20 protein-coding genes, 1 tRNA gene and 1 pseudogene are annotated in these 23,691 nt (G+C 59.9%); 6 read left to right on the forward strand and 16 right to left on the reverse strand.

Annotated elements, in window-relative coordinates; translation table 11 throughout:
• The 3 genes from HX830_RS03920 to HX830_RS03930 are packed head-to-tail and all read right to left on the reverse strand — an operon-like array spanning position 1 to position 7,314.
• Positions 1 to 3,108 carry an efflux RND transporter permease subunit gene (locus tag HX830_RS03920; RefSeq protein WP_177099243.1) on the reverse strand — a complete coding sequence of 1,036 codons (3,108 nt, stop codon included), beginning with the start codon at positions 3,106 to 3,108 and terminating at the stop codon, positions 1 to 3.
• Positions 3,109 to 3,113: 5 nt separating this feature from the next.
• Positions 3,114 to 6,179 (reverse strand): efflux RND transporter permease subunit, encoded by a 3,066-nt coding sequence (locus HX830_RS03925; RefSeq protein WP_177099028.1) that lies wholly within the window; start codon positions 6,177 to 6,179, stop codon positions 3,114 to 3,116.
• Positions 6,180 to 6,231: 52 nt separating this feature from the next.
• Positions 6,232 to 7,314 (reverse strand): efflux RND transporter periplasmic adaptor subunit, encoded by a 1,083-nt coding sequence (locus tag HX830_RS03930; RefSeq protein ID WP_371317470.1) that lies wholly within the window; start codon positions 7,312 to 7,314, stop codon positions 6,232 to 6,234.
• 501 nt (positions 7,315 to 7,815) lie between these two features.
• On the opposite strand from HX830_RS03930, the gene HX830_RS03935 reads away from it, so the two are divergent.
• Positions 7,816 to 8,955 carry a lactonase family protein gene (locus HX830_RS03935; RefSeq protein WP_152739182.1) on the forward strand — a complete coding sequence of 380 codons (1,140 nt, stop codon included), beginning with the start codon at positions 7,816 to 7,818 and terminating at the stop codon, positions 8,953 to 8,955.
• A 45-nt stretch (positions 8,956 to 9,000) separates the two neighbouring features.
• Here HX830_RS03935 and HX830_RS03940 read toward each other — a convergent pair whose 3' ends face one another.
• The 3 genes from HX830_RS03940 to HX830_RS03950 all read right to left on the reverse strand — a co-directional run bounded on the left by HX830_RS03940 (position 9,001) and on the right by HX830_RS03950 (position 11,012).
• Positions 9,001 to 9,399: a DUF3224 domain-containing protein gene (locus HX830_RS03940; protein WP_177099029.1), complete on the reverse strand. Its 399-nt coding sequence runs from the start codon at positions 9,397 to 9,399 to the stop codon at positions 9,001 to 9,003.
• Positions 9,400 to 9,465: 66 nt separating this feature from the next.
• Complete coding sequence (locus tag HX830_RS03945) at positions 9,466 to 10,098, reverse strand: LysE family translocator (protein WP_152739188.1); 633 nt, start codon at positions 10,096 to 10,098, stop codon at positions 9,466 to 9,468.
• Positions 10,099 to 10,319: 221 nt separating this feature from the next.
• Positions 10,320 to 11,012: a hypothetical protein gene (locus HX830_RS03950; protein WP_177099030.1), complete on the reverse strand. Its 693-nt coding sequence runs from the start codon at positions 11,010 to 11,012 to the stop codon at positions 10,320 to 10,322.
• 246 nt (positions 11,013 to 11,258) lie between these two features.
• On the opposite strand from HX830_RS03950, the gene HX830_RS03955 reads away from it, so the two are divergent.
• The 3 genes from HX830_RS03955 to HX830_RS03965 all read left to right on the forward strand — a co-directional run bounded on the left by HX830_RS03955 (position 11,259) and on the right by HX830_RS03965 (position 13,125).
• Positions 11,259 to 11,789 (forward strand): GNAT family N-acetyltransferase, encoded by a 531-nt coding sequence (locus tag HX830_RS03955; protein WP_152739193.1) that lies wholly within the window; start codon positions 11,259 to 11,261, stop codon positions 11,787 to 11,789.
• Between the two features lie 136 nt (positions 11,790 to 11,925).
• Positions 11,926 to 12,294 (forward strand): VOC family protein, encoded by a 369-nt coding sequence (locus HX830_RS03960; RefSeq protein WP_152739196.1) that lies wholly within the window; start codon positions 11,926 to 11,928, stop codon positions 12,292 to 12,294.
• A 156-nt stretch (positions 12,295 to 12,450) separates the two neighbouring features.
• Positions 12,451 to 13,125 (forward strand): polysaccharide lyase family 7 protein, encoded by a 675-nt coding sequence (locus HX830_RS03965; RefSeq protein ID WP_152739199.1) that lies wholly within the window; start codon positions 12,451 to 12,453, stop codon positions 13,123 to 13,125.
• Positions 13,126 to 13,501: 376 nt separating this feature from the next.
• Here HX830_RS03965 and HX830_RS03970 read toward each other — a convergent pair whose 3' ends face one another.
• Together HX830_RS03970 and HX830_RS03975 are read right to left on the reverse strand one after the other, a co-directional pair.
• Complete coding sequence (locus tag HX830_RS03970; protein WP_152739202.1) at positions 13,502 to 14,107, reverse strand: DUF6338 family protein; 606 nt, start codon at positions 14,105 to 14,107, stop codon at positions 13,502 to 13,504.
• Positions 14,108 to 14,523: 416 nt separating this feature from the next.
• Positions 14,524 to 15,048 (reverse strand): hypothetical protein, encoded by a 525-nt coding sequence (locus HX830_RS03975; RefSeq protein WP_152739205.1) that lies wholly within the window; start codon positions 15,046 to 15,048, stop codon positions 14,524 to 14,526.
• A 393-nt stretch (positions 15,049 to 15,441) separates the two neighbouring features.
• Here HX830_RS03975 and HX830_RS03980 point away from each other — a divergent pair, with 393 nt between their 5' ends.
• Both HX830_RS03980 and HX830_RS32385 read left to right on the forward strand, forming a co-directional pair.
• Positions 15,442 to 15,822, forward strand: coding sequence for a hypothetical protein (locus HX830_RS03980; RefSeq protein WP_152739211.1), 381 nt, complete (start codon positions 15,442 to 15,444; stop codon positions 15,820 to 15,822).
• A gap of 101 nt (positions 15,823 to 15,923) precedes the next feature.
• Positions 15,924 to 16,004, forward strand: a pseudogene (locus tag HX830_RS32385) (tyrosine-type recombinase/integrase); the annotation flags it as partial.
• Between the two features lie 100 nt (positions 16,005 to 16,104).
• On the opposite strand, the gene HX830_RS03985 reads toward HX830_RS32385, so the two are convergent.
• From HX830_RS03985 to HX830_RS04020, 8 genes are all read right to left on the reverse strand, one after another.
• Positions 16,105 to 16,178: transfer RNA gene (locus HX830_RS03985), tRNA-Cys, on the reverse strand.
• Positions 16,179 to 16,326: 148 nt separating this feature from the next.
• Complete coding sequence (locus HX830_RS03990; protein ID WP_177099031.1) at positions 16,327 to 17,781, reverse strand: FAD/NAD(P)-binding protein; 1,455 nt, start codon at positions 17,779 to 17,781, stop codon at positions 16,327 to 16,329.
• 14 nt (positions 17,782 to 17,795) lie between these two features.
• Positions 17,796 to 18,563, reverse strand: coding sequence for an ABC transporter ATP-binding protein (locus HX830_RS03995; RefSeq protein WP_103494300.1), 768 nt, complete (start codon positions 18,561 to 18,563; stop codon positions 17,796 to 17,798).
• Between the two features lie 3 nt (positions 18,564 to 18,566).
• On the reverse strand, positions 18,567 to 19,907 hold the full coding sequence (locus HX830_RS04000; RefSeq protein ID WP_177099032.1) for an ABC transporter substrate-binding protein: 1,341 nt from the start codon (positions 19,905 to 19,907) through the stop codon (positions 18,567 to 18,569).
• 35 nt (positions 19,908 to 19,942) lie between these two features.
• A complete protein-coding gene (locus HX830_RS04005; RefSeq protein WP_177099033.1) occupies positions 19,943 to 20,992 on the reverse strand; it encodes a branched-chain amino acid ABC transporter permease in 1,050 nt (349 codons plus the stop codon).
• A 3-nt stretch (positions 20,993 to 20,995) separates the two neighbouring features.
• Entirely contained in the window at positions 20,996 to 21,877 is an 882-nt protein-coding gene (locus tag HX830_RS04010; protein WP_177099034.1) for a branched-chain amino acid ABC transporter permease, read from the reverse strand.
• Positions 21,877 to 22,653 carry an ABC transporter ATP-binding protein gene (locus HX830_RS04015; RefSeq protein WP_177099035.1) on the reverse strand — a complete coding sequence of 259 codons (777 nt, stop codon included), beginning with the start codon at positions 22,651 to 22,653 and terminating at the stop codon, positions 21,877 to 21,879. Before HX830_RS04015 ends, HX830_RS04010 begins: the two co-directional genes overlap by 1 nt.
• Positions 22,650 to 23,645 (reverse strand): acyl-CoA synthetase, encoded by a 996-nt coding sequence (locus HX830_RS04020; protein WP_177099036.1) that lies wholly within the window; start codon positions 23,643 to 23,645, stop codon positions 22,650 to 22,652. The genes HX830_RS04015 and HX830_RS04020 overlap by 4 nt, the downstream gene beginning before the upstream one ends.
• Positions 23,646 to 23,691: the final 46 nt, after the last annotated feature.

Below are 23,691 nucleotides of genomic sequence, written 5' to 3' on the forward strand. Positions count from 1 at the left end.
TCAAGACTCCTTGCCGCGCCGGCGCAGCCGCTCGGAAGCGCTGTCCAGCCACAAATAGATAACCGGGGTGGTGTAGAGCGTCAGCAATTGGCTGAGCAGCAACCCGCCGATAATGGAAATCCCCAGCGGACGGCGCAGCTCCGAACCGTAGCCACTGCCCAGGACCAGCGGCAAGGCCCCGAGAATGGCCGCCAGGGTGGTCATCATGATCGGCCGGAAGCGGATCAGGCAGGCCCGGTGAATCGCCTCGCGGGCACTGCGCCCGTGCTGGACCCGCTCGGTAATGGCGAAATCGATCATCATAATGGCGTTCTTCTTGACGATCCCGATCAGCAGGATCACCCCCACCAGGGCGATGATCGACAGCTCGGTGCCGGTCAGCAGCAAGGCGATCAGCGCGCCGACACCGGCCGAGGGCAAGGTCGAGAGGATGGTCAGCGGGTGCATCAGGTTCTCGTAGAGCATCCCCAGCACGATATACACCGACAACAGGGCCGCGACGATCAGCAGCGGCTCGCTGGCCACCGACGACTGGAACACCTGGGCCGTGCCGGCGAACTGCCCGACCACACTGGCCGGCATACGCAACTGGGCCACGGCATTTTCCACCAGCACCGTGGCCTGGCCGATGGAGGTGCCCGGCGCCAGGTTGAACGAGGCCGTTACCGCCGGGAAGGTACCCTGGTGGGCAATGGAGATCGCCGTGCGCTGGATGCCGGTATCCGACAGCGCCGACAGTGGCACCAGCGTCTTGCCGCTTGCCGAAAGCGTTGTAGCGTTGGCCGCCTGGCTGGAGCTCACCGGCCCGGTCGGGACATAGATCGACTTGAGGGTCTGTGGATCGGTCCAGTACGGCGGCGCCACTTCCATCACCACGTGGTACTGGTTGGCCGACTTGTAGATGGTCGAGACCTGGCGTTGGCCAAAAGCGTCGTAGAGGGTCTGGTCGATATTGCCGATATTGACCCCCAGGCGGGCAGCGGTGTCGCGGTTGATGCTGATGTTGGCCAGCAGGCTGTTGTCCTGCTGGTCGGTGTTGATATCGGTCAGTTGCGGCAGGGTATGCAGCACCGCGACGACCTTGGGCACCCATTCATCCAGGGTGGCCTGGTCATCGGCGGTCATGGTGTACTGGTACTGCGCCCCGCTCTGCCGGCCGCCGACCGTGATGTCCTGGGCCGATTGCAGGTACAGCCGGGTTCCCGGCAGGTCACCGAGGGCCTTGCGTACCTGGGCGATCACCTGGTCGGCGCTATCCTTGCGCTCACCGACCGGCTTGAGGGCAATAAACAGTTGGCCGCTGTTGATCGCACCGCCACCACCGATAAAACCACCGACAGTTTCGACATTCGGGTTCTTCGACACGGTCTGGTTGATCTTGCTGAAGGCCTCCTGCATCGCCGCATAGGAAATACTCTGTGGCGCGATGATGCTGCCCTGCAGCCGCCCGGTGTCTTCCTGGGGAAAGAACCCCTTGGGCACCAGCACATAGAGCACACCGGCAAGGACGATGACCAGCACGGTCAGCAAGCCCATCAAGGCCGAATGCTCGACGACCCAGAGCAGGGTCCGGTCATAGAAGCGATGGAAGCGCGAGTCCGGGTATTCGTGATCCGAGCCCGTCTCCTCGCTCGGGCGCAGCAGGATGCTGGAGAGCATCGGCGTCACGGTCAGGGAGATCAGCATCGAAATCAGGATCGCCACCGACAGCGTGATGGAAAACTCGCGGAACAGCCGCCCGACGATGCCGCCCATCATCAGCAAAGGAATGAAGACTGCAATCAGCGAGACACTGATGCTCAACACCGTGAAACCGACCTCCTGCGCCCCGGCCAGTGCCGCCTGCACCCGGCTTTCGCCGCGTTCCAGGTGGCGCATGATGTTTTCCACGATAACGATCGCATCGTCCACCACGAAGCCGGTGGAAATGGTCAGCGCCATCAGCGACAGGTTGTTCAGGCTGTAACCGAGGAAATACATGGCGCCAAAGGTGCCGAGCAACGACAGCGGCACGACGATGGCCGGCACCAGGGTACTGCGCCAGTCGCGGAAGAAGCCGAAGGTCACCAGGGTCACCAGGAAAATCGACACCAGCAAGGTGACTTCCACATCGTGCAACGACGCGCGGATGGTGGTGGTGCGGTCCAGCAGGATATTGAGCTTGATCGAGGCCGGGATCGAGCTTTGCAGGAACGGCAACGAAGCCTTGACCGCGTCCACCGTCTCGATGACGTTGGCCCCCGGCTGTTTGAACACCACCAGCAGCACCGCCGGCCGGCCGTTGGACAGGCCGAAGTTGCGCAGGTCCTCGACATCCTCGCGGACATAACCCAGATCGGCGATATGCACCACGTCACCGTTGCTTTGCTTGACTATCAGCGGCGCGTAATCCTCGGGTTTGAACAGCATGTCGTTGGCGCCGATCCCGTAGGACTGGTCGTTGATGGACAACGCGCCCTTGGGCAGGTTGGCGTTCGAGGAGGTAATCGCCGCGCGCACCTGCTCCAGGCTGACACCGTAATGGTTGAGCCGGTCCGGATTGAGTTCGATACGCACCGCCGGTAGCGCCCCGCCGCCGACGTTGACGTCGCCGACGCCGCTGGTCTGCAGCAGTTTCTGCTCGAGCAAGGTCGAGGCCACGTCATACATCTGGCCCGGCGTGGCACTGTCGGAGGTCAGGCTGATGATCATGATCGGCGAGTCGGCCGGGTTGACCTTGCGGTAGGTCGGATTACCCGACAGATCGCTGGGCAGGTTGCTGCGGGCGGCATTGATGGCCGCCTGGACGTCACGGGCGGCGCCGTCGATATTGCGGCTCAGGTCGAATTGCAGGTTGATGCGGGTCGAGCCCAGGCTGCTCGACGAGGTCATCTGGGTCACCCCGGCGATCTGCCCGAACTGCCGCTCCAGTGGCGTGGCCACCGACGTGGCGACGGTTTCCGGATCGGCGCCCGGCAGCGAGGCGCGCACGCTGATGGTCGGGAAGTCGACTTGCGGCAACGGTGCCACCGGCAGCAACAGGAAGGCCAGCCAGCCGAACAGGGCCAGGCCGACCGCCAGCAGGATGGTTGCAATCGGGCGTTGGATAAACGGCGCGCTGATGTTCATCGGCATCAGCCCTCAGTCTCGGCTTGACGCTTGCTGAAGCGACGTTCCAGCTGGTTCATCGCCAGGAAAATCACCGGCGTGGAAAACAGCGTCAGCAACTGGCTGAGCAACAGCCCGCCGATGATCGCGATGCCCAGCGGATGGCGCAGCTCCGAGCCGATGCCGGTGCCCAGGGCCAACGGCACCGCGCCGAACAGCGAGGCCATGGAGGTCATCAGGATCGGCCGGAAACGCAGTTCCGCAGCCTTGCGAATCGCCGCCACCGGGTCGAGTCCGTCGTTGCGCTGCAACTCCAGGGCGAAGTCGACCATCATGATGCCGTTCTTCATGACGATCCCGATCAGCAGCACAATGCCGATCAAGCCGATGATGTCGAACTGGGTGCCGGTGATCAGCAACGCCAGCAAGGCGCCGAGGGCCGCCGAGAGCAAGGTCGAGAGAATGGTCACCGGGTGCACGAAGCTCTCATAGAGAATACCGAGCATCAGGTAGACCACCACAATCGCCGCCACCACCAGGAATATCTGGTTCGACAGCGAGGACTGGAAAGTCGCGGCGGCGCCCTCCAGGTTGGCCTGTACCGTCAATGGCAGGCCGACGTCTTTTTCAATCTGGTCCAGGCGCGTCACCGCCGCGCCCAGGGTCTGGCCGGGAGCCAGGTTGAAGGAGATGTCGGCATAGGGGAACTGGCCCAGCCGGTTGATGGTGATCGGGGTGCGGATCACCTGCTGGGTGGCCATGCTCGCCAGGGGCGTCACGGCACCGCTGCTGGTGGTGACATAGAGCCCGGTCAGCAAGTCGGCGATATTGCGCGGCGGCCGGTCGGTGGCCATCACCACGTGATACTGGTTGAGCTGGGTGTAGATGGTCGACACCTGGCGCTGGCCAAAGGCGTCGTACAGCACGTTATCGATGGCCTGTGGCGTGACACCCAGGCGGGAGGCCGTGGCGCGGTCGATATTGATCTGGATCTGGTTGCCGAACTGCATCGCCTGGCTTTGCACATCGCTGAACATCGGGTCCTTGCCGATGGCCGAGAGCAGTTTGGTCGTCCACTCTTCCAGGACCTGCGGGTCGGTGGCCTGCAAGCCGAGGCGGTAGCTGGTGGTCGAGATCGTCGCGTCGAGGGTCAGGTCCTGCACGCTGTGCAGGTACAGGCGTACCCCGGAATCATCGGCATTGGCATCCGACAGCCGACGAATCACCACCGCCGCGCTGTCGCGCTCGCCGCGATCCTTGAGGTTGATCAGCAGGTTGCCCTGGTTGATGGTCGGGTTGGTCTGGTCGATACCGACAAAGGACGACAGGCTGGCCACTGCCGGGTCCTTGAGAATCCGCGCGGCCAGCTTCTGCTGTTGCAGCTCCATCTGCTGGAACGACACGGTGGGCGAGCCTTGGGAAATCCCCTGGATCAGCCCGGTGTCCTGCTCGGGGAAAAAGCCCTTGGGCATGACCACGATGATGAACAGGGTCAGCAGCGCGGTGAAGACGATGGAAATCAGCGTCAGGGTGCGGTGCAGCAGTATCCAGTCCAGGCCACGCACGTAGTAGCCGTTGATCTTGTCGAAAAAGTCCGGACGCCGTTCCCCGCTGTGATTGCGCAACATGCGCGAACACATCATCGGCGTCAGGGTCAGGGAGATGATCGCGGAAATCACGATGGTCACCGCCACCGTCATGGCGAACTCGCGGAACAGCCGCCCGACCACATCGCCCATGAACAGCAGCGGGATCATCACCGCGATCAGTGCCACCGACAGCGAGATAATGGTGAAACCGATCTGTGCCGACCCCTTGAGCGCGGCCTGCAACGGTGTATCGCCCTCCTCCAGGTAACGGGTGATGTTTTCGATCATGACGATGGCGTCATCGACCACGAAACCGATGGCAATGGTCAGCGCCATCAGGGTCAGGTTGTTCAGGGAAAAGCCCAGGACGTAGGCCACCGCCAGGGTACCGATCAAGGTCAAAGGCACGGTGACGGCCGGGATGATGGTGGCCGGTACATTGCGCAGGAACAGGAAGATCACCAGCACCACCAGCAGTATCGCAACCCCCAGTTCGTACTGGACGTCGGTGACCGAGGCGCGAATGGTCTGGGTGCGGTCGGTCAGTACGCTGACCTTCAAGGTCCCCGGCAAACTGGCGCGCAGCTTGGGCAGCAGTTGCTGGACCCGATCGACCACCTGGATCACGTTCGCGCCCGGCTGGCGCTGGATATTCAGCACGATCGACGGCGTGTCGTTGGTCCAGGCCGCCTGCCGTGGGTTTTCCGCGCCCTGGATCGAGGTGGCGATCTGCGCCAGGCGGATCGGCGCCCCGTTCTTGTAGGCGATCACCAGGTCGCGGTATTCCTCGGCCGACTGCAGCTGATCGTTGGCGCCGATGGAAAACGCCTGGAACTTGCCGTCAATATTGCCCTTGGCCTGGTTGACGTTGGCCGCGCCCAGGGCGGTGCGTACATCCTCCAGGGACAGGCCCATGCTGTTGAGCGCCGAGGTGTTGGTCTCGATCCGTACCGCCGGGCGCTGGCCGCCGCTGATGGTGACCAGCCCGACCCCGGATATCTGCGAGATCTTCTGCGCCAGGCGGGTATCGGCCAGGTCCTCGACCTTGGTCAGGGGCAATACATCGGAGGTCAGCGACAGTGTCAGGACCGGCGCATCGGCCGGGTTGACCTTGCTGTAGACCGGTGGGTACGGCAGGTTGGCCGGCAGGAAGGTACCGGCGGCATTGATAGAAGCCTGCACTTCCTGCTCGGCGATATCCAGTGACAGCGACAGGTCGAATTGCAGGGTGATAACCGAAGCACCGTTGGAACTGGTGGAACCCATCGACTTGAGGCCGGGCATTTCGCCGAACTGGCGCTCCAGCGGCGCGGTGATCGAGGAGCTGATCACATCCGGGCTGGCCCCGGGGTATTGGGTGAAGACCTGGATAGTCGGGTAATCGACTTCAGGCAGGGCCGAAACCGACAGAAAGCGATAGCCGAGCAGCCCCAGCAGGAAGATGGCGACCATCAACAACGTGGTCGCGATGGGGCGCTCGATAAAGGGTCTGGAGACATTCATGAGCAATGACTACCTGGGCGGCACAAATAGAGTGTCTGAGACATTGCTGAACTCACTGACTGACCACCTTCACCGTGGAGCCGTTGTCCAGTTTGTCGGCCCCTTCGGTAATCACCTGCTCGCCGACTTTCACGCCATTGTCCAGCACCGCCGTCAGGTCGCCACTGACCGGCCCGCTCTTGATAGTGCGCAGGCTGGCCTTGTTGCCCTGTACCACGAAGACAAAATCACCCTTGCTGCCGTGCTGGATCGCCAGGGTCGGGACCACCGCAACCTGCTGCAGGGTATCGGCCTTGAGGCGGGCATTGACGAACTGATTGGGGAACAACGCATTGCCGGTGTCGTTGAATTGCGCCTTGACCCGTACCGTGCCGGTGGTGGTGTCGACCTGGTTGTCCAGGGCCAGCAAGGTCCCGCTGGCCAGCAGGTTATGTTTGTTGCGGTCATAGGCCAGGACATCGACCTTGCCCTTGCCCATTGCCTGATCGATGGCCCCCAGATCGTCCTCCGGTACCGCGAACAGCACGGTTGCCGGGTTCATCTGGGTGATCACCGCGATCCCCGTGGTGCTACCGGCGGAGACAAAGTTGCCGGGGTCCACCAGGCGCAGGCCGACGATGCCATCCACCGGCGAGGTGATGGTGCAATAACTCACCTGCACTTGCAGGTTCTGCACCGCCCCATCGTCGGCGGCCACTGTCCCCACTTGCTCTTGCACCGTGGCAACTTGGGTATCGAGGGTTTGTTGGCTGACCGAGCCGACCTTGATCAATTCGCGAAAGCGCGCCAGGTCACGCTGGGCATTGACCAGCACCGCCTGGTCGTGGGCGAGCACGCCCTTGGCCTGGGCCAACTGGGCCTTGAGCGCGCGGTCATCGATGCGCGCCACCACCTGGCCCTTGCTGACCCGCTGGCCTTCCTTGAAGTCCACCGAGGAGAGGATGCCGGAGACCTGGCTGACCACGGTCACGCTGCGGGTCGGTGTCACCGTGCCCAGGGCATCGATGTACACCGGCACATCCATCAACTTGACGGCAACGGCGGTCACCGGATCGCCCACCGAAGGCGGTTTGCCCTTGGGCTTGTTCAAGCTGTGATAAAGCACCCAGCCTCCCACCAGAAGCCCCAGCACCACGACCACCAGCAGAATGCTTGTTCCCTTGCTGTGCTTCACTCATCTCTCCCCTGGGGCTTGTTTCTTTACGGGTAACGGCCACTGGCCATGCCCCTGAAGATTAGTCTGCTATCGAGGTTGCGCCCGGCAACCTGAACCTAAGCTTTCTGGGGCGATACGCCGATCGTGAAACTCTTGTCAGTTAAGCAAGTGACGAGCGGCGTGGAGAAATGCCTGCGCGCCGTCGGGCGCGGTCTAGCCTTTACGCCTTCTCATTCGAAATAGTCTGAAGTTCCCCAAGTCGTCGGGTCGGCAGTCAGCTCCGTTGGTGAAGACGTCACGGACATCCAAACCATGGAGCAGCCCGTCATACGGATGGATGCCACATCGATCACAAACGACACAGGCAAACCCTGTCTCCCTGATCAGCCTCAGGATTGACAAGGGAGGCGCGGCCGCTTAACAATCAAGCCAAGTCATACGATGACAGACAATTAAAAACAACAATAAAGAGTCCCTGAAATGAGTCGAACCAAAACCCTTCAAGGTTTCGCCGGTGCCGCACTATTGATGATCACCCCACTGACCTGGGCCAACACCTACGTCTACGTTTCCAATGCCAACGACGGCACGCTCAACAGCTATGAGCTGTCGGCAAAGGGGCAATTGCAGCCTCTGGCCACCACCGACGTCGGGGCCGGCGTGATGCCCCTGGCGCTGAGCCCCGACCGCAGCAAACTCTATGCGTCCATACGCGCCAAACCCTATTCGGTAGCGACCTACGCCATCGACCCGGCCAACGGGGCTCTCAAGCACCTGAAGAATTCCACAGTCGCCGACAGCCTGGCCTATATCTCGACGGACAAGGCCGGTCACTATCTGTTTGGTGCTTCATACGGCGAAGACCTGATCAGCGTCAATGCCATCGATGCCAAGGGTGTGGTGAGCGATGATATACGACAAGTCATCAAGACCGGCCCGAACGCCCATTCGATCATTGTCGATAAGACCAATCGCTTTGTGTACGCCGCCAGCCTGGGTTCCGATCAGTACCTGGAATTCAGGTTCGACGCCGTCAGCGGCAAGCTCACGCCACTGGGGCATATCGACATGCCCAAGGGCAGTGGTCCCCGTCATCCGGTGATCTCGTCTGATAACCGCTTTCTCTACCTGCTCAGCGAAATGGCCGGCACCGTGACCACATTCGCCATCGACCCGAAGAGCGGACGCCTGAGCGCACTGTCCGAAGTCAATGCCATCCCCGCCGACTCGGGCCTGGTACGCGGCATCGCCCGACCGATGATCAAGCCTGGCCAACCGACACCGCCGCCGCTGGCGGCCAACCTGATCTGGGCCGCCGATATCAAGCTCACTCCCAACGGGCGCTTCCTCTACACCTCGGAGCGCACCGGCAGCACGGTCAGTGCCTTTTCGGTAGACGGCAAAAGCGGCAAGCTGAGCTTTCTGCAGAACATCAAGGTCGAACAGCAACCGCGGGGGATCACCGTCGATCCGTCGGGGAAATGGCTGCTGGTGACCGGAGAGAAAAGCCCTGAGGTGGGTGTATATGCCATCGACCCGCTACACGGCACGCTGACGCGTAGCTCCGGCGCACCTTCTGGCAAGGGCGCCAACTGGGTGCAGGCAGTCAGCTATCCGTGAAGTGCCGGGGAGAGGCACGACCACCCTCGCCTCTCCCTGCTGGTCTCAGGACAGTGAGTAGTCAAACTGGTAGGAATGCTGACCTTCCTCAATCGTGATCACCAGGCTACCGGCAAGCCCTGCAAGCTCCCCGGTAGCGGAATCAGGCACAACGTTAATGGACTGCTCAGCTACGCCGCGAGTCATGGAGGAGCTGTGCTGCAATACAAAGCTGCCATTGCGTCCCTGAAGCGTGCCGGTCACCGTTTCCATCGCCACGTAGCCGGCGGAACCCAGCACACTGCTGCGGAAAGAAAGCATTTCACCTTGACTGGTCGCCACGAGGTCGCCCTGGAAGACCTTGTTGAAGGACATGCGTCCAAGACCTGTCCCGGCAGCCGGTTCGCTAAGGGCTTCGGGGTTTAGTCTGATTTCAAAAGAACCATTTGCTCGTGTGCTTTTCATGGAGTGTTCTTCAAGAAAGGAATGGGTGACTTCCATACTGATAAATTGGATTTACCGGATTTCGGCTCACAGCGCCTTGGTGTTCAGCAAGCGTACGCCCAGACCGATGAATATCGCCCCAGTGGTGCGCTTCAAGGCCACGACCCAATGCGCGGCGCTGAGGCGTTTACTGAATCGATAAGCGGTGTAGCAGTAAACCGAATGGACGATCACTACGATAGCTGCAATGGTCAGGTACATCATCAGGAACTGCCCGGGAATGGGCCGATCATGATCAAGAAACTGCGGTAAAAAAGCGCAGAGAAAAATCAGCGTTTTGGGGTTGCTCGCGGAGACCAGAAACGCCTCCATACCAATGTTCCATTTCGATGACGGTGGGCTGGTTTGCGGCTCACCTTCTGACCGGACCACTGGCGTACGGGCCAACAGCTGGCGCAACCCGAGGTAGATCAGATAACCGGCGCCAATGACTTTTAGCGCAAGGAATGCCGTAGGCACGGCAATGAGGATAGCACCCACGCCCAGTGCCACGCCGCTGGTCACCAGCAACTGAGCGACAAGGTTGCCGAGCAGTGTTACAGCCATGGCAGGGGGGCCATAACGCAAGGCATTGCGTACGACCAAGAGTACGTTTGGACCGGGAGACAGGGTCGTTGCCAGGTAGGCCAGGGCGAAAGTAAACCAAAGGTGCAGTGCCAAAGGGAAAATCCTTAATCCAGTGGGAGTTGTCAAAAATGCTGCTAGCCGCAAGCAAGTGGTATGCCACCGTGGTCAGTCACGCGCCCCTTTAGCCCGGATCCGCGAGACTACGTATTACGCAAACGACGACTGGTAAATCATTTCATGGGTAATTGAGGCACGAAATCGGACATGTGCCTAACCTGAATACACCCAATCTCCAACATGAAGAGAAAGAGGAATCAGGTATGAGCACGTGCGACAAGCATCCCAATCACACCCATCAGCATGGCCCGGGCTGCGGACATACGGCGATTGAGCACAATGGCCATGTCGACTACCTGCACGATGGTCACCTGCACCATGTGCATGGCGATCACGTCGATGAGCACAGCCTGGAGATCAACGCGCGCAATCCCGCTAGCTGCACACCTGATCATAGCTGCGGCGGACATGCCAAGGATCATGTGCATGGCCCGGGCTGTGGGCATGAAGCTGTCACACATGGGGATCATGTGGACTATCTGGTGGAGGGGCATCTGCACCATCCGCATGGTGGCCACTGCGACAACCATGGCCCGGTCACCGTCAAAGGCTGATCTGTCAGGTGGGTGTTGATCATGACAGCCTGCACATCGGGGCAACGATGAACTCCGATGTGCAGGTTGAACTGCGGCGGCTGCTCTCCTCGTCTTTTCTTGACGGTCCAGCCTACACCGATCAGAGCGATCAATCGGATGATTGTTGTACGGGGCTTCGAGAATGACGGATTTGGCGCCGGTGAACGCGAGGGTGTCGAGCAAACGCGGCTCGTTGGCCGGGACCTCCTCATTTCCGTCGGTAGAGGCATCAGATATCTTACGCGAGTAGATGTCGTCGGTGGTGCTTAGCGCGCTGCTGATCGGATGTGAATCGGGAATGTTCTTTTTGGTCACGATAAAGCTCCTCTGCTACGAAAAGGAACTCTGTTATTCCGGGCTGAAAACCCCGTATCGCTGAATTTGCAGCGACACTTGAACATTATCCTCCGCGTTTGGCACACGTAATATTCTCCCGTGCCTAAGATGCGCGGGAAATACGAGTTTTTCCAGAAGGCTATTTCTCATGTTGATTGAGCGTTAATCTGAGCCTGGGTACAAGGAAACCCCAGGGTCAAGTCATCCGAACCTCAGGAGAAAATGATGCAAGCACTACCCGTCTCCCCATCAATTCTTGGTGAGTCACTTGAGCTGCGCCCGCTGGAGGCCGGGGATTTCGAATCACTTTACCGCGTCGCATCCGACCCATTGATCTGGGTTCAACACCCGAGCCCGACGCGCTACCAGGAACCTGTCTTTCGCGAATGGTTTAACGAAGCCCTCACCTCGCAGAGCGCGCTGGTCGTTATCGACCGTGACAGCAACAGCGTAGTCGGTAGTTCTCGCTACTATGAATTCAGTGAGAAAAAGCGTGAGGTTGCTATCGGATACACCTTTCTAGCTCGCGAAAAATGGGGCGGCGCCGCGAATGGAGAACTTAAACACCTGATGCTCAAGCATGCCTTTCAGTGGGTCGACACCGTTTGGTTCCACATCGGCAGTCAAAACATTAGGTCGCAGCGGGCAGTGGAAAAGATCGGGGGGACGTTCTCCCATAAATCAATAAAACAGCTCACCGTGGGTCAGCAAGAAAACTATTTTTATAAAATTGAGCGGGCAACATTTGAGGGTTGACACCCGGCCATTTGCCCACGGCGAAAAGTGGGACCCCACTTTTTGCTCCTTTTTCCGGGTTTTGCAAAACGATACTGCCAGAAACTGACAGAGGCCTGACGTAGGCTGAGGCCTCTCATTTCTGTCAGGTCAAATCATGAAATTCTCGTCTGTCCGCCTCGTCACCAGTAAGTTCGAACACCTCGTCCAGTTCTATCAAAATCTCTCGACCATTGAGCCCAGGCATCTTGCTGACGGGTTCGCCGAAATACACTTCGACGGAGTCATCCTGGCGATAAGCGATGAGCGCCTGATCCGTCTTCATAACAACGGATTGGCCGTCGCCGCCAGCAACCGCTCGGCAATCCTGGAGTTTCAAGTGGATGACGTCGAGGCCGTGCTGCTTCGGGTCAGTGATGCGGAAGTTGTGATGCCAATAACGATAATGCCATGGGGCAATACCTCCCTGCTGCTCCGTGATCCGGATGGCAGCCTGGTAAACGTCTTTTCAAAACCATCAAGCTGATCCAAAGCGGGCGGTTTGGACGCGGCAGGGATCAAGGACGTCGCGAGGTTCGATACCCGCCCTCAATGACTTCCAATCGGTGAACTATAACCGTCCACAGGTATCAGACTAGCCAGCGTCAATTAAAAACAGTTCCCATGACCAAGGATGACCATCATGACTGTAGATATCAGCAACTTCGACATCGCCACACCATTGCCGACGTCAGCCACCAACCCGGTAGCGCTGGAGCTGAACGGTACCAAGGCTCTCGCAGAGTGCCCTACCGTAATAACCCGGCTGCCAGATGGATCTATTCAGCTCACGGCCCCTACCAAGGGGGCATCCAGCAAGAGTACACATCGAACGCGCTGCGAATGGAAAGAGTCGATTTACTGGACCCTGCTTAGCGCCGCCAACCACTGGAACCGGCAAGAGATGACACTGGTGAAGGTAAACTCGGCTCAGAAGGTCGTGGTTTCACAGATGCACGTTCAGAACGATGTAGACCCGGCAATCAAGGTGTTTTGGGAGAAGAACTCACTCACTTATGCATTTCGAAAGGAGTACAACGGTGCCGACCCAACGCCTGCATTTCTACTGGGTAACGTTGCATTAGGTGCGAAGTTCAAGGTGAGCATCCATAGTAACTCTACGGGCGCGATTATCCTGAGTGCCAGTAGCGGCGGTCAGTCCGCCTCCTCTCCAACGCTTCAATTGGGAAGCTCCTGGCTGTCCAAATCCTTCGATTTCCATGGAGGGATTTATAATCAGATTGACTATACGGATGCCACACCGTCAACCGACGGCTCAATTTGCATTATCAGCCAACTGTCCGTGACTCACATTTAATCTGGCATTAGCCGCAGCCCAATACTGCTCTATTCGCTGGATGACCGAACCTTTTTGTTACCAATTGGCCCGCGTACATCAGACTGGAGCAGCGAGAAGAAAATCCGATGCTTGCGCCACCACGCCGGCCGTCAGGCATGCCGGACTGATCAGGGGCCAGTAACGACTTCCGGCCGGTCAACGTTATTAAACGGGACCTGTCCGCCGAAGCGTCCTCAGGTCCGATCTTGATCACCAGGGCCCTGCTCTCATCTCTTCGGCGGCGGAGGAGCAGAGGGGGCCGTTGGCCTAACAACGGCTCTGGGAAGTGGATTTTTGCCGTCATGCGCAATGCCCTTTCGTCCGGACGCTGGCATTGGTTGAGGCGCTTTACTGGTCATTTCTCGTCCTCTATCTCTTGATCAAACTCTACCCATTGTACCTTCGAAGCGTCGATAACCAAAAACTGCGCACCACAATGATTTTGCCCCCCTCGCTCGTCAAGCCAGGCGGGGTTCTGGATGACAAATTGCCCCTGGGCCGGCTCATTGGGCCATTCCGAAGGCCATCCATAAAGGCGGCGCTCGTCATTCAAATGCAAGACTACAAAGCGCGGATATCTCGAGAAGGTGCTGTACCACTCGTTCGGGTATGAAGTCTGCTCAGTGATATCGCGGCTCCTTAACCAACTATGCAGTTTATCGCTGGTGGCGAGACAGCATGAAAGCAATCCGAGTAAAACGGATATCATGAAGGACCAAAATGCCTCGGCTTTTGCGTCCCATTTTCCAATTGCCAGACCCTTCGATCCAACCCAGAGGCATAGCGCGCCAATTGCAAGCACAACCCCGTGCACAACAAATGTAAAAATCAGCGCCTGCACTATTTGCCCGAAGGTATCAGGCCGTTTAAAGGCGGTTAGCGAATAGAAGATCCAAGCGGTTAAGAAGCCCGGGATCAGGTATTGCAGCAGAGGTATCACATCTTTTACGAGATCATCCATTTGCGGGTAGCCACTTGCATTCGGACGCCTGTAATACTCCACTAAAAATCAAATCACCATCAATCCACAAGACAGAAAAGCACTCCAAGAAATATCACTCAACAAAAGGAGAATTATCTTACGGTCAAATCAACGTAGTAGAATGCGGCGAAAATATTTTTCAAGCGCCATAAAACAGTGAGAACATATTAATGAGCAAGTTTTTTGATGCACTAATGGAAAGTGTTCAGAAGATAGATGAAATCGTGCGAGGTAAATGCGATCCTCCCCGTCAATGAAGTCCCCATAAGCGGAATCACCTCTATCCAAAGAGGTTGCAGAGGGTCTGGGTCTTGGCCGCATGACAAATGATGAGCTGGCCCGGCAGTTGATTGCCGGGCCAGTGGCACGCTACAGCGGTGCGCAGGACAGCATTCTTAAGGCGCTTTACATACTTTCGCAGCAACCGGATCGTTCGGGATAAACGAATCCGGCGCCCCCGGCTTCAGGACCACATACCCACGCCGCCAGGGTTGATCGTCGACCAGATTCCAGCGATGCCCCGAGCCGGTATTGTCTTCGGCGACCAGTACTTCACCCGGATGCAGGGTGAATTTCTCACCGGTTTTGGTCACGAACGCCAGGGTACCGGACAATGTAATGACGTACTGAGGCTCCGGGTCCTTGTGCCAATCAAAGGAGGCATGCGCCGGGGTTTGCTTGAAGTGAATGGCGGTCACGTCGTTGCGCATGTGCTGGTCGATGGTCCCTTCCAGTACGTGGGAGTTGTTATCCGCGCCAGTGCAGAGTTTGAATGCCTTGATGGTATCGGTGGTGGACGTAGCCGCTTGTGCGCCACCCAAGGTAGCGAGGGTGATTGCGACGGCACCCGCTGTGCGCAGGCTAAGCCTGCCCAGACAGTGAATGACCGTGTGCTGCGGCGAGCGTTTCTTCTGAAGCATGGAAGCCATTTTCCTCGTGCTGAAGTAGCGTGATTGGCGTTTACCATGGACCATGGTCCATGCCATAGCGGCGCGGGACAACTAACAAATGTTTCATTGGTGTAGGAAGTTGGTAGGGGCATTGCGGGGTCATCACAAACCAGTCGATTACCCCGACCTCACTGTTGGCCTTGATAGTCACCGAAGCATCAACGCCGCGTTGCTGGAGGATGGAGCGGCCCTGGGCGACTACGTGTGGTTTAGCAAGAGCCAATCGATTTCAGCCCGACCAAGCGCCGGGCTTTTCGTTCTCATCCATTTGTCGGGTCATTGAGGACCATTACCCACAGGCCATTGACGCCCCGTCCCGCTAAGCGTTCAATTTCATAGCAGTTGATACAAGGAGGACACCGCATGGCAAAAATAAAAATCCTGGCGGGGGATTTCCTTGAGGGATTTGCAATACTTGAGCCCGGCTTCATAACTATACAAACTGCTGTGTATCCGTGGCCTGGACTTAAGATTGCCACCTCCGAAATACTCGACATCAGGATTATCAGTGAGGCCTCGTACCGGGACGTATCGAGTGCTGTTGGTCTGGGGCTGGCTGGAGCGTTGGCTCTCGGCCCGATTGGAGCCATGGCCGGCGTGATGCTGGCTGGTGATGAGATCGAGCTGACCTTTTCGATGCAGCTAAGGGATGGGAGGTATCTTCTCTGCGCCGCCGATAAGCGTACTTATTGCAATATTGAGGCAGCAATAGGTAAGCGAGCAATCACGAAAAATTTCCAATAGCGTTGAATGCGCAACGCCCTTGAAGCCCGGCCCAGCGCCGGGCTTTTTTGTTCAACCTTATTATTATGAGCGTGACGTCCTCAGAGTGCCTGAAGAGTTGCAGGTTGCTTGGCCACTCGACCGAAGAGATGACGAAAAAGGTCTATCGTCGGGTTGGCGAGATCGTCAATCCAACGAAATGACGTCGAGTTGCGGAAGCGATGGCTATAGTTGCGGAAGCGATTGCCAAATAATGGGCATTAAAAAAGCCCCGTAAATCGTTGATTTACGGGGCTTTGAAGGTGGAGGCCGAGGTCGGAATCGAACCGGCGTAGATGGATTTGCAATCCACTGCATAACCATTTTGCTACTCGGCCTCAGGTCGAATCGAGCGCCCTTGCAAGACTGGCTTGCCGCAACTCCTTGATTCTTCAGCGTTGGTTACGTTGCCGTCCCTGCTGATGGCGCGCATTATGTCCTAGTTGAATGACACTGGCAACCCCCTGAATTCTAATAATTTTTAGGTCAGCTTCGGTCTTTCTCCGAGGCGCTCAATTGCGCCAGACGCACCGCCAGTGCCTTCGCCTGGCTGGCCACATCCGTCACCGCCGTGCTCTCCCACCACATGCCCCGCAACGGCGGGCCCATAGCGAACAAGCGGGTGGAGATATTGCCCTCGGCATCCACCACAGCGCCACCGACATCCGCCGCGATACCCAACGCCAGCGGCCCTGGCCGAACCAATCGTCGTGCCAGCAATTGCTGGGGCAATGGGCGATCCACCCGGCGCCAGTCATATTCAATACCCGTGGAGTTGATCAACGCCGCGCCCGTAACTGTATGTGTCTGCGTCTCCCCCCTTGGCCGGACGAAAATACTCACCTGCCCATCCCGTGGCTCGTCCAGGCCCTTGAGTGACGCCGCCTCGATGGTCAGCCGCCCTTCTTTATATAACCGCTCCACCAACTCGGCACTCAAGGGTGGCGAACGGTGGTGATGACTCTCCCACCAGGGCCGCACATGCCGCACGAACTGCCGACGCTGCACATCGCTGGCCTGGCTCCAGAGCCGACCGATATGCGCCCGCACCGTGTCCAACGGCGCCTGCCAGTCAATCCCGGTCTCCAACGCCAAGGTGCATTGGCGACGCACCTCGCGCAGCAACTGCCGTGGGCTGCGAATACTGTGATCAGCCGCCAGGAAATCCACCCAGCTCGGCGGCTGACGCCGCACATGAGGCAACAGCCCGTGCCGAGAAATCACCCGGATCGGCCCACGATGCCCGGCCTGTTCCAGCGAGACTACGGCATCGACCATGGTCAGGCCGGAGCCGATGATCAGCACCGGCCCTTGAGGATCAAGCCGCGACATGGTCGCCACATCCCAAGGGTCAACCGCCGCCGCATTCAAGCCGCTGGACTGTTTCTGCCGGGTACGCGCCGCAGGGAACATGCCGGTCGCCAGCACCGCGCTGGTACCTTGCAATTGCCGACCATCAGCCAGCATCAGCAGTACCCCATCACTGTCGCTTTGCAGATCGACCACTTCGCCCCGCACATGCTCGGCCGTCGATCCCCAGGCCGCCCCCTGCTCCCGGGCTTCGGCCAGGCGCTGCTGGACGTAAAGGCCAAAGATCCCCCGGGGCATGAACAGCTCGCTGACCGGAACATGCTGTTGATCCGACTCAGGCCAACCACCGTCCGCTATATAAGCCTGCAACCACTGCGTCAGGTCATCGGCATTGTCCGGGTCGACGCTCATCCGCGCCGCGTTACCGTTCAACGTATGCCCCAGCTCCGTGGCGCTGTAGGCCTCACCCCGTCCCAATTCGGCACGCGGCTCGACGATCAGGATCCGCCGCCGGCCTTCCAGGCGCAGTAACTGCACCGCCAGCATCGCGCCGCTCAAGCCCCCGCCGATAATCAACACATCAGCAGCCGGGATGGCGTCTGTCGCCTGTCCGCTCAGGGTTCCACTCATTCTTCACTCTCTTGTCAGTGCTTGCCCAGGTAGAAGTCGTGCAGGTCGCCCCTGGCCAGCAATTCATCCGCCGTACCGCTGAGCACCACCCGGCCGGTGTCGAGCACATGGGCCTGGGTCGCGTATTTGAGCGCTACATTAATGTTTTGCTCGGCAATCAGGAAGCTGACCTGCTGCTCACGATTGAGCTGAGCCACGATCTCGTAGATTTCCTGAACGATAATAGGCGCCAGGCCCATGGATGGCTCGTCGAGCAAGACTAAAGTCGGTCGTGTCATCAAGGCCCGGCCAATGGCGACCATCTGCTGCTCGCCTCCCGAGGTCAGCCCGGCCTGGGTTTTGCGCTTGGTTTTCAGGCGCGGGAACCAGGCATAGACCCGCTCCAGGTCTTCCAGCATCTGCCGTCGACTCAGCCCGCGGACAAACCCACCGCTGCGCAGGTTGTCCTCCACCGTCAGTTGCCCGAATACATGTCGCCCCTCCAGCACGTGCACCAGGCCGTCACGCACACGCTGGCTCGGGTCGACCGCCAGGCTGTCATGCCCCTGGAAGTGGATGCTGCCGCGCGTGACCTGCGCCCGTTCGGCCCGCACCAGCCCGGAGATCGCCTTGAGGGTGGTGCTTTTGCCGGCACCGTTGGCCCCGAGCAAGGCGACAATGCCGCCTTTGGGCACACTCAGGGAAACCCCGGACACCGCCAGGATCGTCCGGTCATAGATCACCTCGATGTCCGAGACCTGCAACAGCGGCGCACCGCTCGCTTCAAGCGCGGGCCGGCCCATGGCTTACTCGCCCGCCGCGCAGGTGCGCGGAGTCAGGTGCTTTTCCGCCGCAAAGGCTGCCGACTTCTCGTCGATCAACGGCCGCAACAGCGCCCGATCCGCCGCGATCCAGTCGCTGACCAGGCTCCAGTGGCTACCGTCCCATTGCTGGACCCGCGCCGAACCGCCGCCTTCATGGTCGCTGCAGGACAGTTTCAGGTTCTGCATCAGGCCGTAGAAGCCCATGGCCTTGAGTCGCGCATCATCGATATCCAGATGCTCCAGGCCCCAACGCCCTTCTTCGCCATGCAGCGGCCGCTTGCCGAACTTGGCCTGCCCGGTGCGAATGGCTTCCACCGCAATCGCCGCGTTCACCAGCCCGGAGTTGTAGTAGACGCTGCCGAAGTTGTTCAGGTCCTTGAGGTCGCTCTTGCCCTTGTCGAGGATGTGTTGCTTGAGGCGCTTGTGGATCTCGAAGTCCGCGCCCGCCGGGTAAGGCGTCAACGCCAGATAACCCTTGGCCGCCGCACCCGCCGGCAACACATCTTCGCTGGAACTGGCCCAGATATCACCGACGATATGGTCCACCGGGAAGCCAAAGCGCGCGGCGGTCTTGACCGCTACCGGCGTCGATACACCCCAGGTCCGCAGGAACACCCAGTCCGGATTGAGCTGGCGAATCTGCCGCCATTGCGCCGACTGTTCGTTGCCCGGATCAGCTACTGGAATCTGGATATTCTCGAAGCCGTATTTTTCCGCCAGCAGTTTCAGCGGCCCGAGGGTTTCACGGCCATAGGCCGAGTCATGGTAGACGGTGGCGATCTTCTTGCCCTTGAGCTTGTCGAAGCCGCCTTCGCGCTGGGCTATGTAATTCACCAGGGTTGAGGCTTCGCTGTAGAAGGTCAGCATCACCGGGAAGTTATAGGGGAAGACCTTGCCGTCGGTGGCCTCGGTGCGCCCGTAACCGAGGGTGATCAACGGTATCTTGTCGACTTCCGCGCGCTCGCTCAGGGCGTAGGCCGCCGGCGCGCCGTTAGGCTGATAGACCGCCACCGGCGCGCCATCCAATCCATTCTTGAAGCGCTCGTAGCACTCGATGCCCTTCTCCGCCGTCCATTCGGTTTCACACTCCTGCCAGACCAGCTTGACGCCGTTGATCCCGCCTTCCACCTCGTTGATGTAGTTGAGGTAGTCGATCATCCCGGCCCAGACCTGCACGCCGCTGGAGGCATAGGCGCCGACCCGGTAGGTGGCCAGGGGGAAGAATTGCTGGTCGGACGAGGCCTGGGCCATCGGCGCCGCAGTGCCGAGAACCGTCAGGGCCAGGGCCGTAGCCGTCAGTGAACGTTTGAAAAGTGCACGCATGGTGGAATCGTTCTCCAGGGATGGGAAATCGGAAGTCAGAAGCGCAACGGCCAGTGCCGGAGCCGTTCGCGGGTGTTGCTCAGCAGGCGGATCAGCCCTTCCGGCTCCTTGATCAGGAACAGGATGATCAGCACGCCAAAGATGATTTTTTGCAGGTTCTGCAACTGCCCGGCATCCACCGCGCCACCGAGCAAGGCCTGCCCGAGATGGCTGAGGAGGATCGGCAGCAGGCAGATAAAGGCCGCGCCGACGAAGTTGCCGGCGATGCTGCCCATGCCGCCGATAATGATGATGAAGAGGATCTGGAACGACCGATTGATATCGAAACTGCCGGCGCTCGCGGTGCCCAGGTAGGCGAACGCCCACAGCGCCCCGGCGATGCCCAGGTAGAACGAACTGACGGCAAATGCCAGGCGCTTGTAGCGCGCCACCGGAATACCGATCACCGCCGCGGCCGTGTCCATATCGCGGATCGCCATCCAGTTGCGCCCGGTCTGGCTGTTCACCAGGTTGCGCGCGACCCAGGTCAGCAGCAGCACCGTGACCAGGGTCAGCAGGTAGCGGCCCACCGGGGTGTTCAGGTCATGCCCGAGCAACGACAGACTCGGTGCGGAAATGGTCCCGGACGATCCGTAGTTGTAGAACCAGGGAAACTTGACGAACAACCACTCGAGGAAAAACTGCGCGGCCAGGGTGGTGACCATCAGGTAGAAGCCCTTGATCCGCGAACTGGGCAGGCCGAACAGCAAGCCCACCAGGCCACTGATAATGCCACCACCCAGCAGCGCCACGGGCAGGCCCAGTTCCGGCAGGCGCAGCAGAAAGCCGTAGGTGGCAAAGGCCCCCACTGCCATGAAACCCGCCGCGCCGACCGAGGTCTGCCCGGTGTAGCCGGTCAGCAGGTTGAGCCCCAGCCCCGCCAGGGACAGCACCAGGAACGGGATCAGGATCGCGCTCAGCCAATAATCGTTGCCCACCAGCGGCACAACGCCAAATGCCAGCACCAGCAGGCCGAGCAACGACCATGGCAGGCGCCGCTCGATCAGCACCCAGGGTGCGGTTTCACTCATTACGGGAACGGACATGCTTCAGACTCGCTCAATGGCCCGCTCGCCGAACAGGCCGGCCGGGCGGATATACAGGAAGGCCAGCGCCAGGACATAGGCGAACCAGGGCGTGATGCCGCCGCCGATCAGCGGCCCGATATAGACTTCGGCGAGGTTCTCGGAGGCGCCGACGATCAACCCGCCGACAATCGCCCCGCCGATCGAGGTGAAGCCGCCGATGATCAGCACCGGCAAGGCCTTGAGCACCACCAGCGACAGGGAAAACTGCACCCCCTGGCGTGCGCCCCAGAGCAGGCCCGCCACCAGACCGACACAGCCGGCCACCGCCCAGACGATCTGCCAGATGCGATTGAGGTTGATGCCGATGGACAGTGCCGCCGTGGTGTCGTCGGCCACCGCCCGCAGCGACACGCCGATCCGGGTCTTGTTGAACAGCAGCGCCAGGACCACCACCAGGACCACGGCGGCAGCGGCGGCAATCAGGTCGAACTGGCTGAGCATCATCCCGTGGACAAACAGCGGTACGTCGTGGATGCCCAGGTCCAACGCACGGACCTGGGAGCCCATCAGCCCTTGTGCCAGGCCTTCGATAATGAACGACAGGCCCAGGGTCGCCATGAACAGGGTGATCTGCGAACGGTTGACCAGCGGCCGCAATACCAGGCGCTCGATCAGCAGCGCGCCGATCACCATCACTCCGACCGTCAGCAGCAACGCCAGGGCGAACGGCACGCCTTGGTCGTGAAGACTGACAAAGGTCAGCGCGGCAAACAGCAGCATCGAGCCCTGGGCAAAATTGAACACGCCGCTGGCCTTGTAGATCAGCACGAAGCCGATGGCGACCAGCGAATACAGGGTCCCGGCGAGTAATCCGCCGATCAGGGTTTCGAGAAAAAACGCCATCAGTGCACCGCTCCCAGGTAGGCCGCGATCACTTCGGGATTGCCCTGCACTTCGGCCGGCGTGCCGTCGCCGACCTTGCGCCCGTAGTCGAGCACCACCACATGATCGGACAAACCCATCACCACCCCCATGTCATGTTCGATCAGCACCACGGTGGTACCGAGGTCGCGATTGACGTCGGCGATAAACCGCGCCATTTCCTGTTTTTCTTCGGCGTTCATACCGGCCATGGGCTCGTCCAGCAGCAATAGCGTGGGACCGGCGATCAATGCCCTGCCCAGCTCCACGCGTTTTTGCCGGCCATAGGACAAGGTGCCCACCGGCACATCGCGCACGGCCTGGAGTTCAAGCAACTGGAGAATGTGTTGGGCCTTGAGGCGAAAGGCCTCGGCCTCCCGACGCGCCCGGGACAGGCCCAGGGCCTGTTCGAGAAAGTGGCTGCGCATATGCCGCGACAGCCCGGTCAGGAGGTTGTCGATCACGCTCATCTTCTTGAACAGCGCATTGTTCTGAAAGGTCCGGCCAATGCCGCGACGGGCCGCGTCCAGGGGATCGATACGGTGAAAGCGCTGCTGCTCGAAGACGATCTCACCGCTGTCGAAGCGGTAGACCCCGTTCAACAGGTTGAGCAACGAGCTCTTGCCCGCGCCGTTGGGCCCGATCAGGGCGCAGATCTCGCCGCGCGGCACGTCGAATGACAGTGCATTGATGGCCTTCACGCCCTTGAACGACAGCGACACGTCACGTACTTGCAAAATAGGTTCGAGCGTACTCATGCGCTTTTCCGTCCTGGGGCATCGACCCGCCATTGATTGAAGGCCGCCGGGACTTTCGATGGCGTCGCCGGTTGCCAGATGTATTGCAGGCGCTGAAAGCCCAGCAGGCGCCGCACACGCTGCTTGAGCAGGCGGGCCACGAGTCGTTCGGGATGGGCCAGTGACCATTCGCACAGGCGCCGGCGCCAACTGCCCGGAGGAGCCAAGCGTTGTTCGATTTCGTCGGCCAGCACTTGCAGGCGCTCCGCTGACAGCAGCAGGCCGGACGGCGCGAGTTCCCGTCGATCACGGCTGGCGCTGTCGCGGCTTTCCGGGAAGGCCAGGCTGTGGCCGGTGTTCAGCCATTGCTCCAGGACCACGCTCAAGCCGCCCCGCCATTGGGTATCTTCTTCACTCCATAGCTGAGGTTGGGCGCCTGTTGCACGCCACCGCACCAGCGGACGCGGCTCCTGGTTGTCGCCACCGAGGCTGGCGAAGGCGAGCACGTTTTGCCTCGGCGAACCCGGCTGGCGTCCCGGCAGCTGATTGGCGATCAGCACTGCTGGGGCGGCACTTGAATCGCCGGCAGCTAGCCAATTGAGCAGTTGCTGGCGACTGTCGACAAAGCCGTGGCTGGGGTGCAGGCGCCAGAACGCTTGGTCGAGGGCTTCTGCGTTCAGGTCCGAGGCCAGGCTGAAGACCAGGCCACCGATGGAATGGGCGGCCAGTGCCAGCAGCAACAGGTTCGGTTCCTGGGCGCCGCTGACGGCCAGGCGCGAGTCGGCAGTGAAGCCTTGTTGGCGCAGGCCATCGGCCAAACGCTCGACTTCGCGCAAGGCATCGATCCAGCGCCAGCTGTGCCATTGCCCGTGGCGCTTGTGGCGCAAGGCGCTCTGCAACGGGCTGACCTGGGCCCAGTGGCGCAGCTGCTCAAGAGCACCCGTAAAGATCGAAACCGTTTCAGGGTGCGGCGGATGGATGACGGGCGGACGTTTCAGTTCATGCACGCTCATGGCGGAACCTCGTTCAGTCGTTTGGCGTGCGGTGGTCCGCTGGCGA

This window comes from Pseudomonas gingeri (assembly GCF_013385425.1).
GTDB classification, from domain to species: domain Bacteria; phylum Pseudomonadota; class Gammaproteobacteria; order Pseudomonadales; family Pseudomonadaceae; genus Aquipseudomonas; species Aquipseudomonas gingeri_D.

Excerpts from the sequence above, each read along its gene's own strand:
- HX830_RS03940 (WP_177099029.1), bottom strand. The coding sequence starts at position 9,399 with ATGAAAAGCACACGAGCAAATGGTTCTTTTGAAATCAGACTAAACCCC.
- HX830_RS04010 (WP_177099034.1), bottom strand. The coding sequence starts at position 21,877 with ATGGCGTTTTTTCTCGAAACCCTGATCGGCGGATTACTCGCCGGGACC.
- HX830_RS03975 (WP_152739205.1), bottom strand. The coding sequence starts at position 15,048 with ATGCTTCAGAAGAAACGCTCGCCGCAGCACACGGTCATTCACTGTCTG.
- HX830_RS04005 (WP_177099033.1), bottom strand. The coding sequence starts at position 20,992 with ATGTCCGTTCCCGTAATGAGTGAAACCGCACCCTGGGTGCTGATCGAG.
- HX830_RS03955 (WP_152739193.1), top strand. The coding sequence starts at position 11,259 with ATGCAAGCACTACCCGTCTCCCCATCAATTCTTGGTGAGTCACTTGAG.
- HX830_RS03960 (WP_152739196.1), top strand. The coding sequence starts at position 11,926 with ATGAAATTCTCGTCTGTCCGCCTCGTCACCAGTAAGTTCGAACACCTC.
- HX830_RS03920 (WP_177099243.1), bottom strand. The coding sequence starts at position 3,108 with ATGAACATCAGCGCGCCGTTTATCCAACGCCCGATTGCAACCATCCTG.
- HX830_RS03925 (WP_177099028.1), bottom strand. The coding sequence starts at position 6,179 with ATGAATGTCTCCAGACCCTTTATCGAGCGCCCCATCGCGACCACGTTG.
- HX830_RS03995 (WP_103494300.1), bottom strand. The coding sequence starts at position 18,563 with ATGGGCCGGCCCGCGCTTGAAGCGAGCGGTGCGCCGCTGTTGCAGGTC.
- HX830_RS04020 (WP_177099036.1), bottom strand. The coding sequence starts at position 23,645 with ATGAGCGTGCATGAACTGAAACGTCCGCCCGTCATCCATCCGCCGCAC.
- HX830_RS03965 (WP_152739199.1), top strand. The coding sequence starts at position 12,451 with ATGACTGTAGATATCAGCAACTTCGACATCGCCACACCATTGCCGACG.
- HX830_RS04000 (WP_177099032.1), bottom strand. The coding sequence starts at position 19,907 with ATGCGTGCACTTTTCAAACGTTCACTGACGGCTACGGCCCTGGCCCTG.
- HX830_RS03935 (WP_152739182.1), top strand. The coding sequence starts at position 7,816 with ATGAGTCGAACCAAAACCCTTCAAGGTTTCGCCGGTGCCGCACTATTG.
- HX830_RS03980 (WP_152739211.1), top strand. The coding sequence starts at position 15,442 with ATGGCAAAAATAAAAATCCTGGCGGGGGATTTCCTTGAGGGATTTGCA.
- HX830_RS04015 (WP_177099035.1), bottom strand. The coding sequence starts at position 22,653 with ATGAGTACGCTCGAACCTATTTTGCAAGTACGTGACGTGTCGCTGTCG.
- HX830_RS03990 (WP_177099031.1), bottom strand. The coding sequence starts at position 17,781 with ATGAGTGGAACCCTGAGCGGACAGGCGACAGACGCCATCCCGGCTGCT.
- HX830_RS03970 (WP_152739202.1), bottom strand. The coding sequence starts at position 14,107 with ATGGATGATCTCGTAAAAGATGTGATACCTCTGCTGCAATACCTGATC.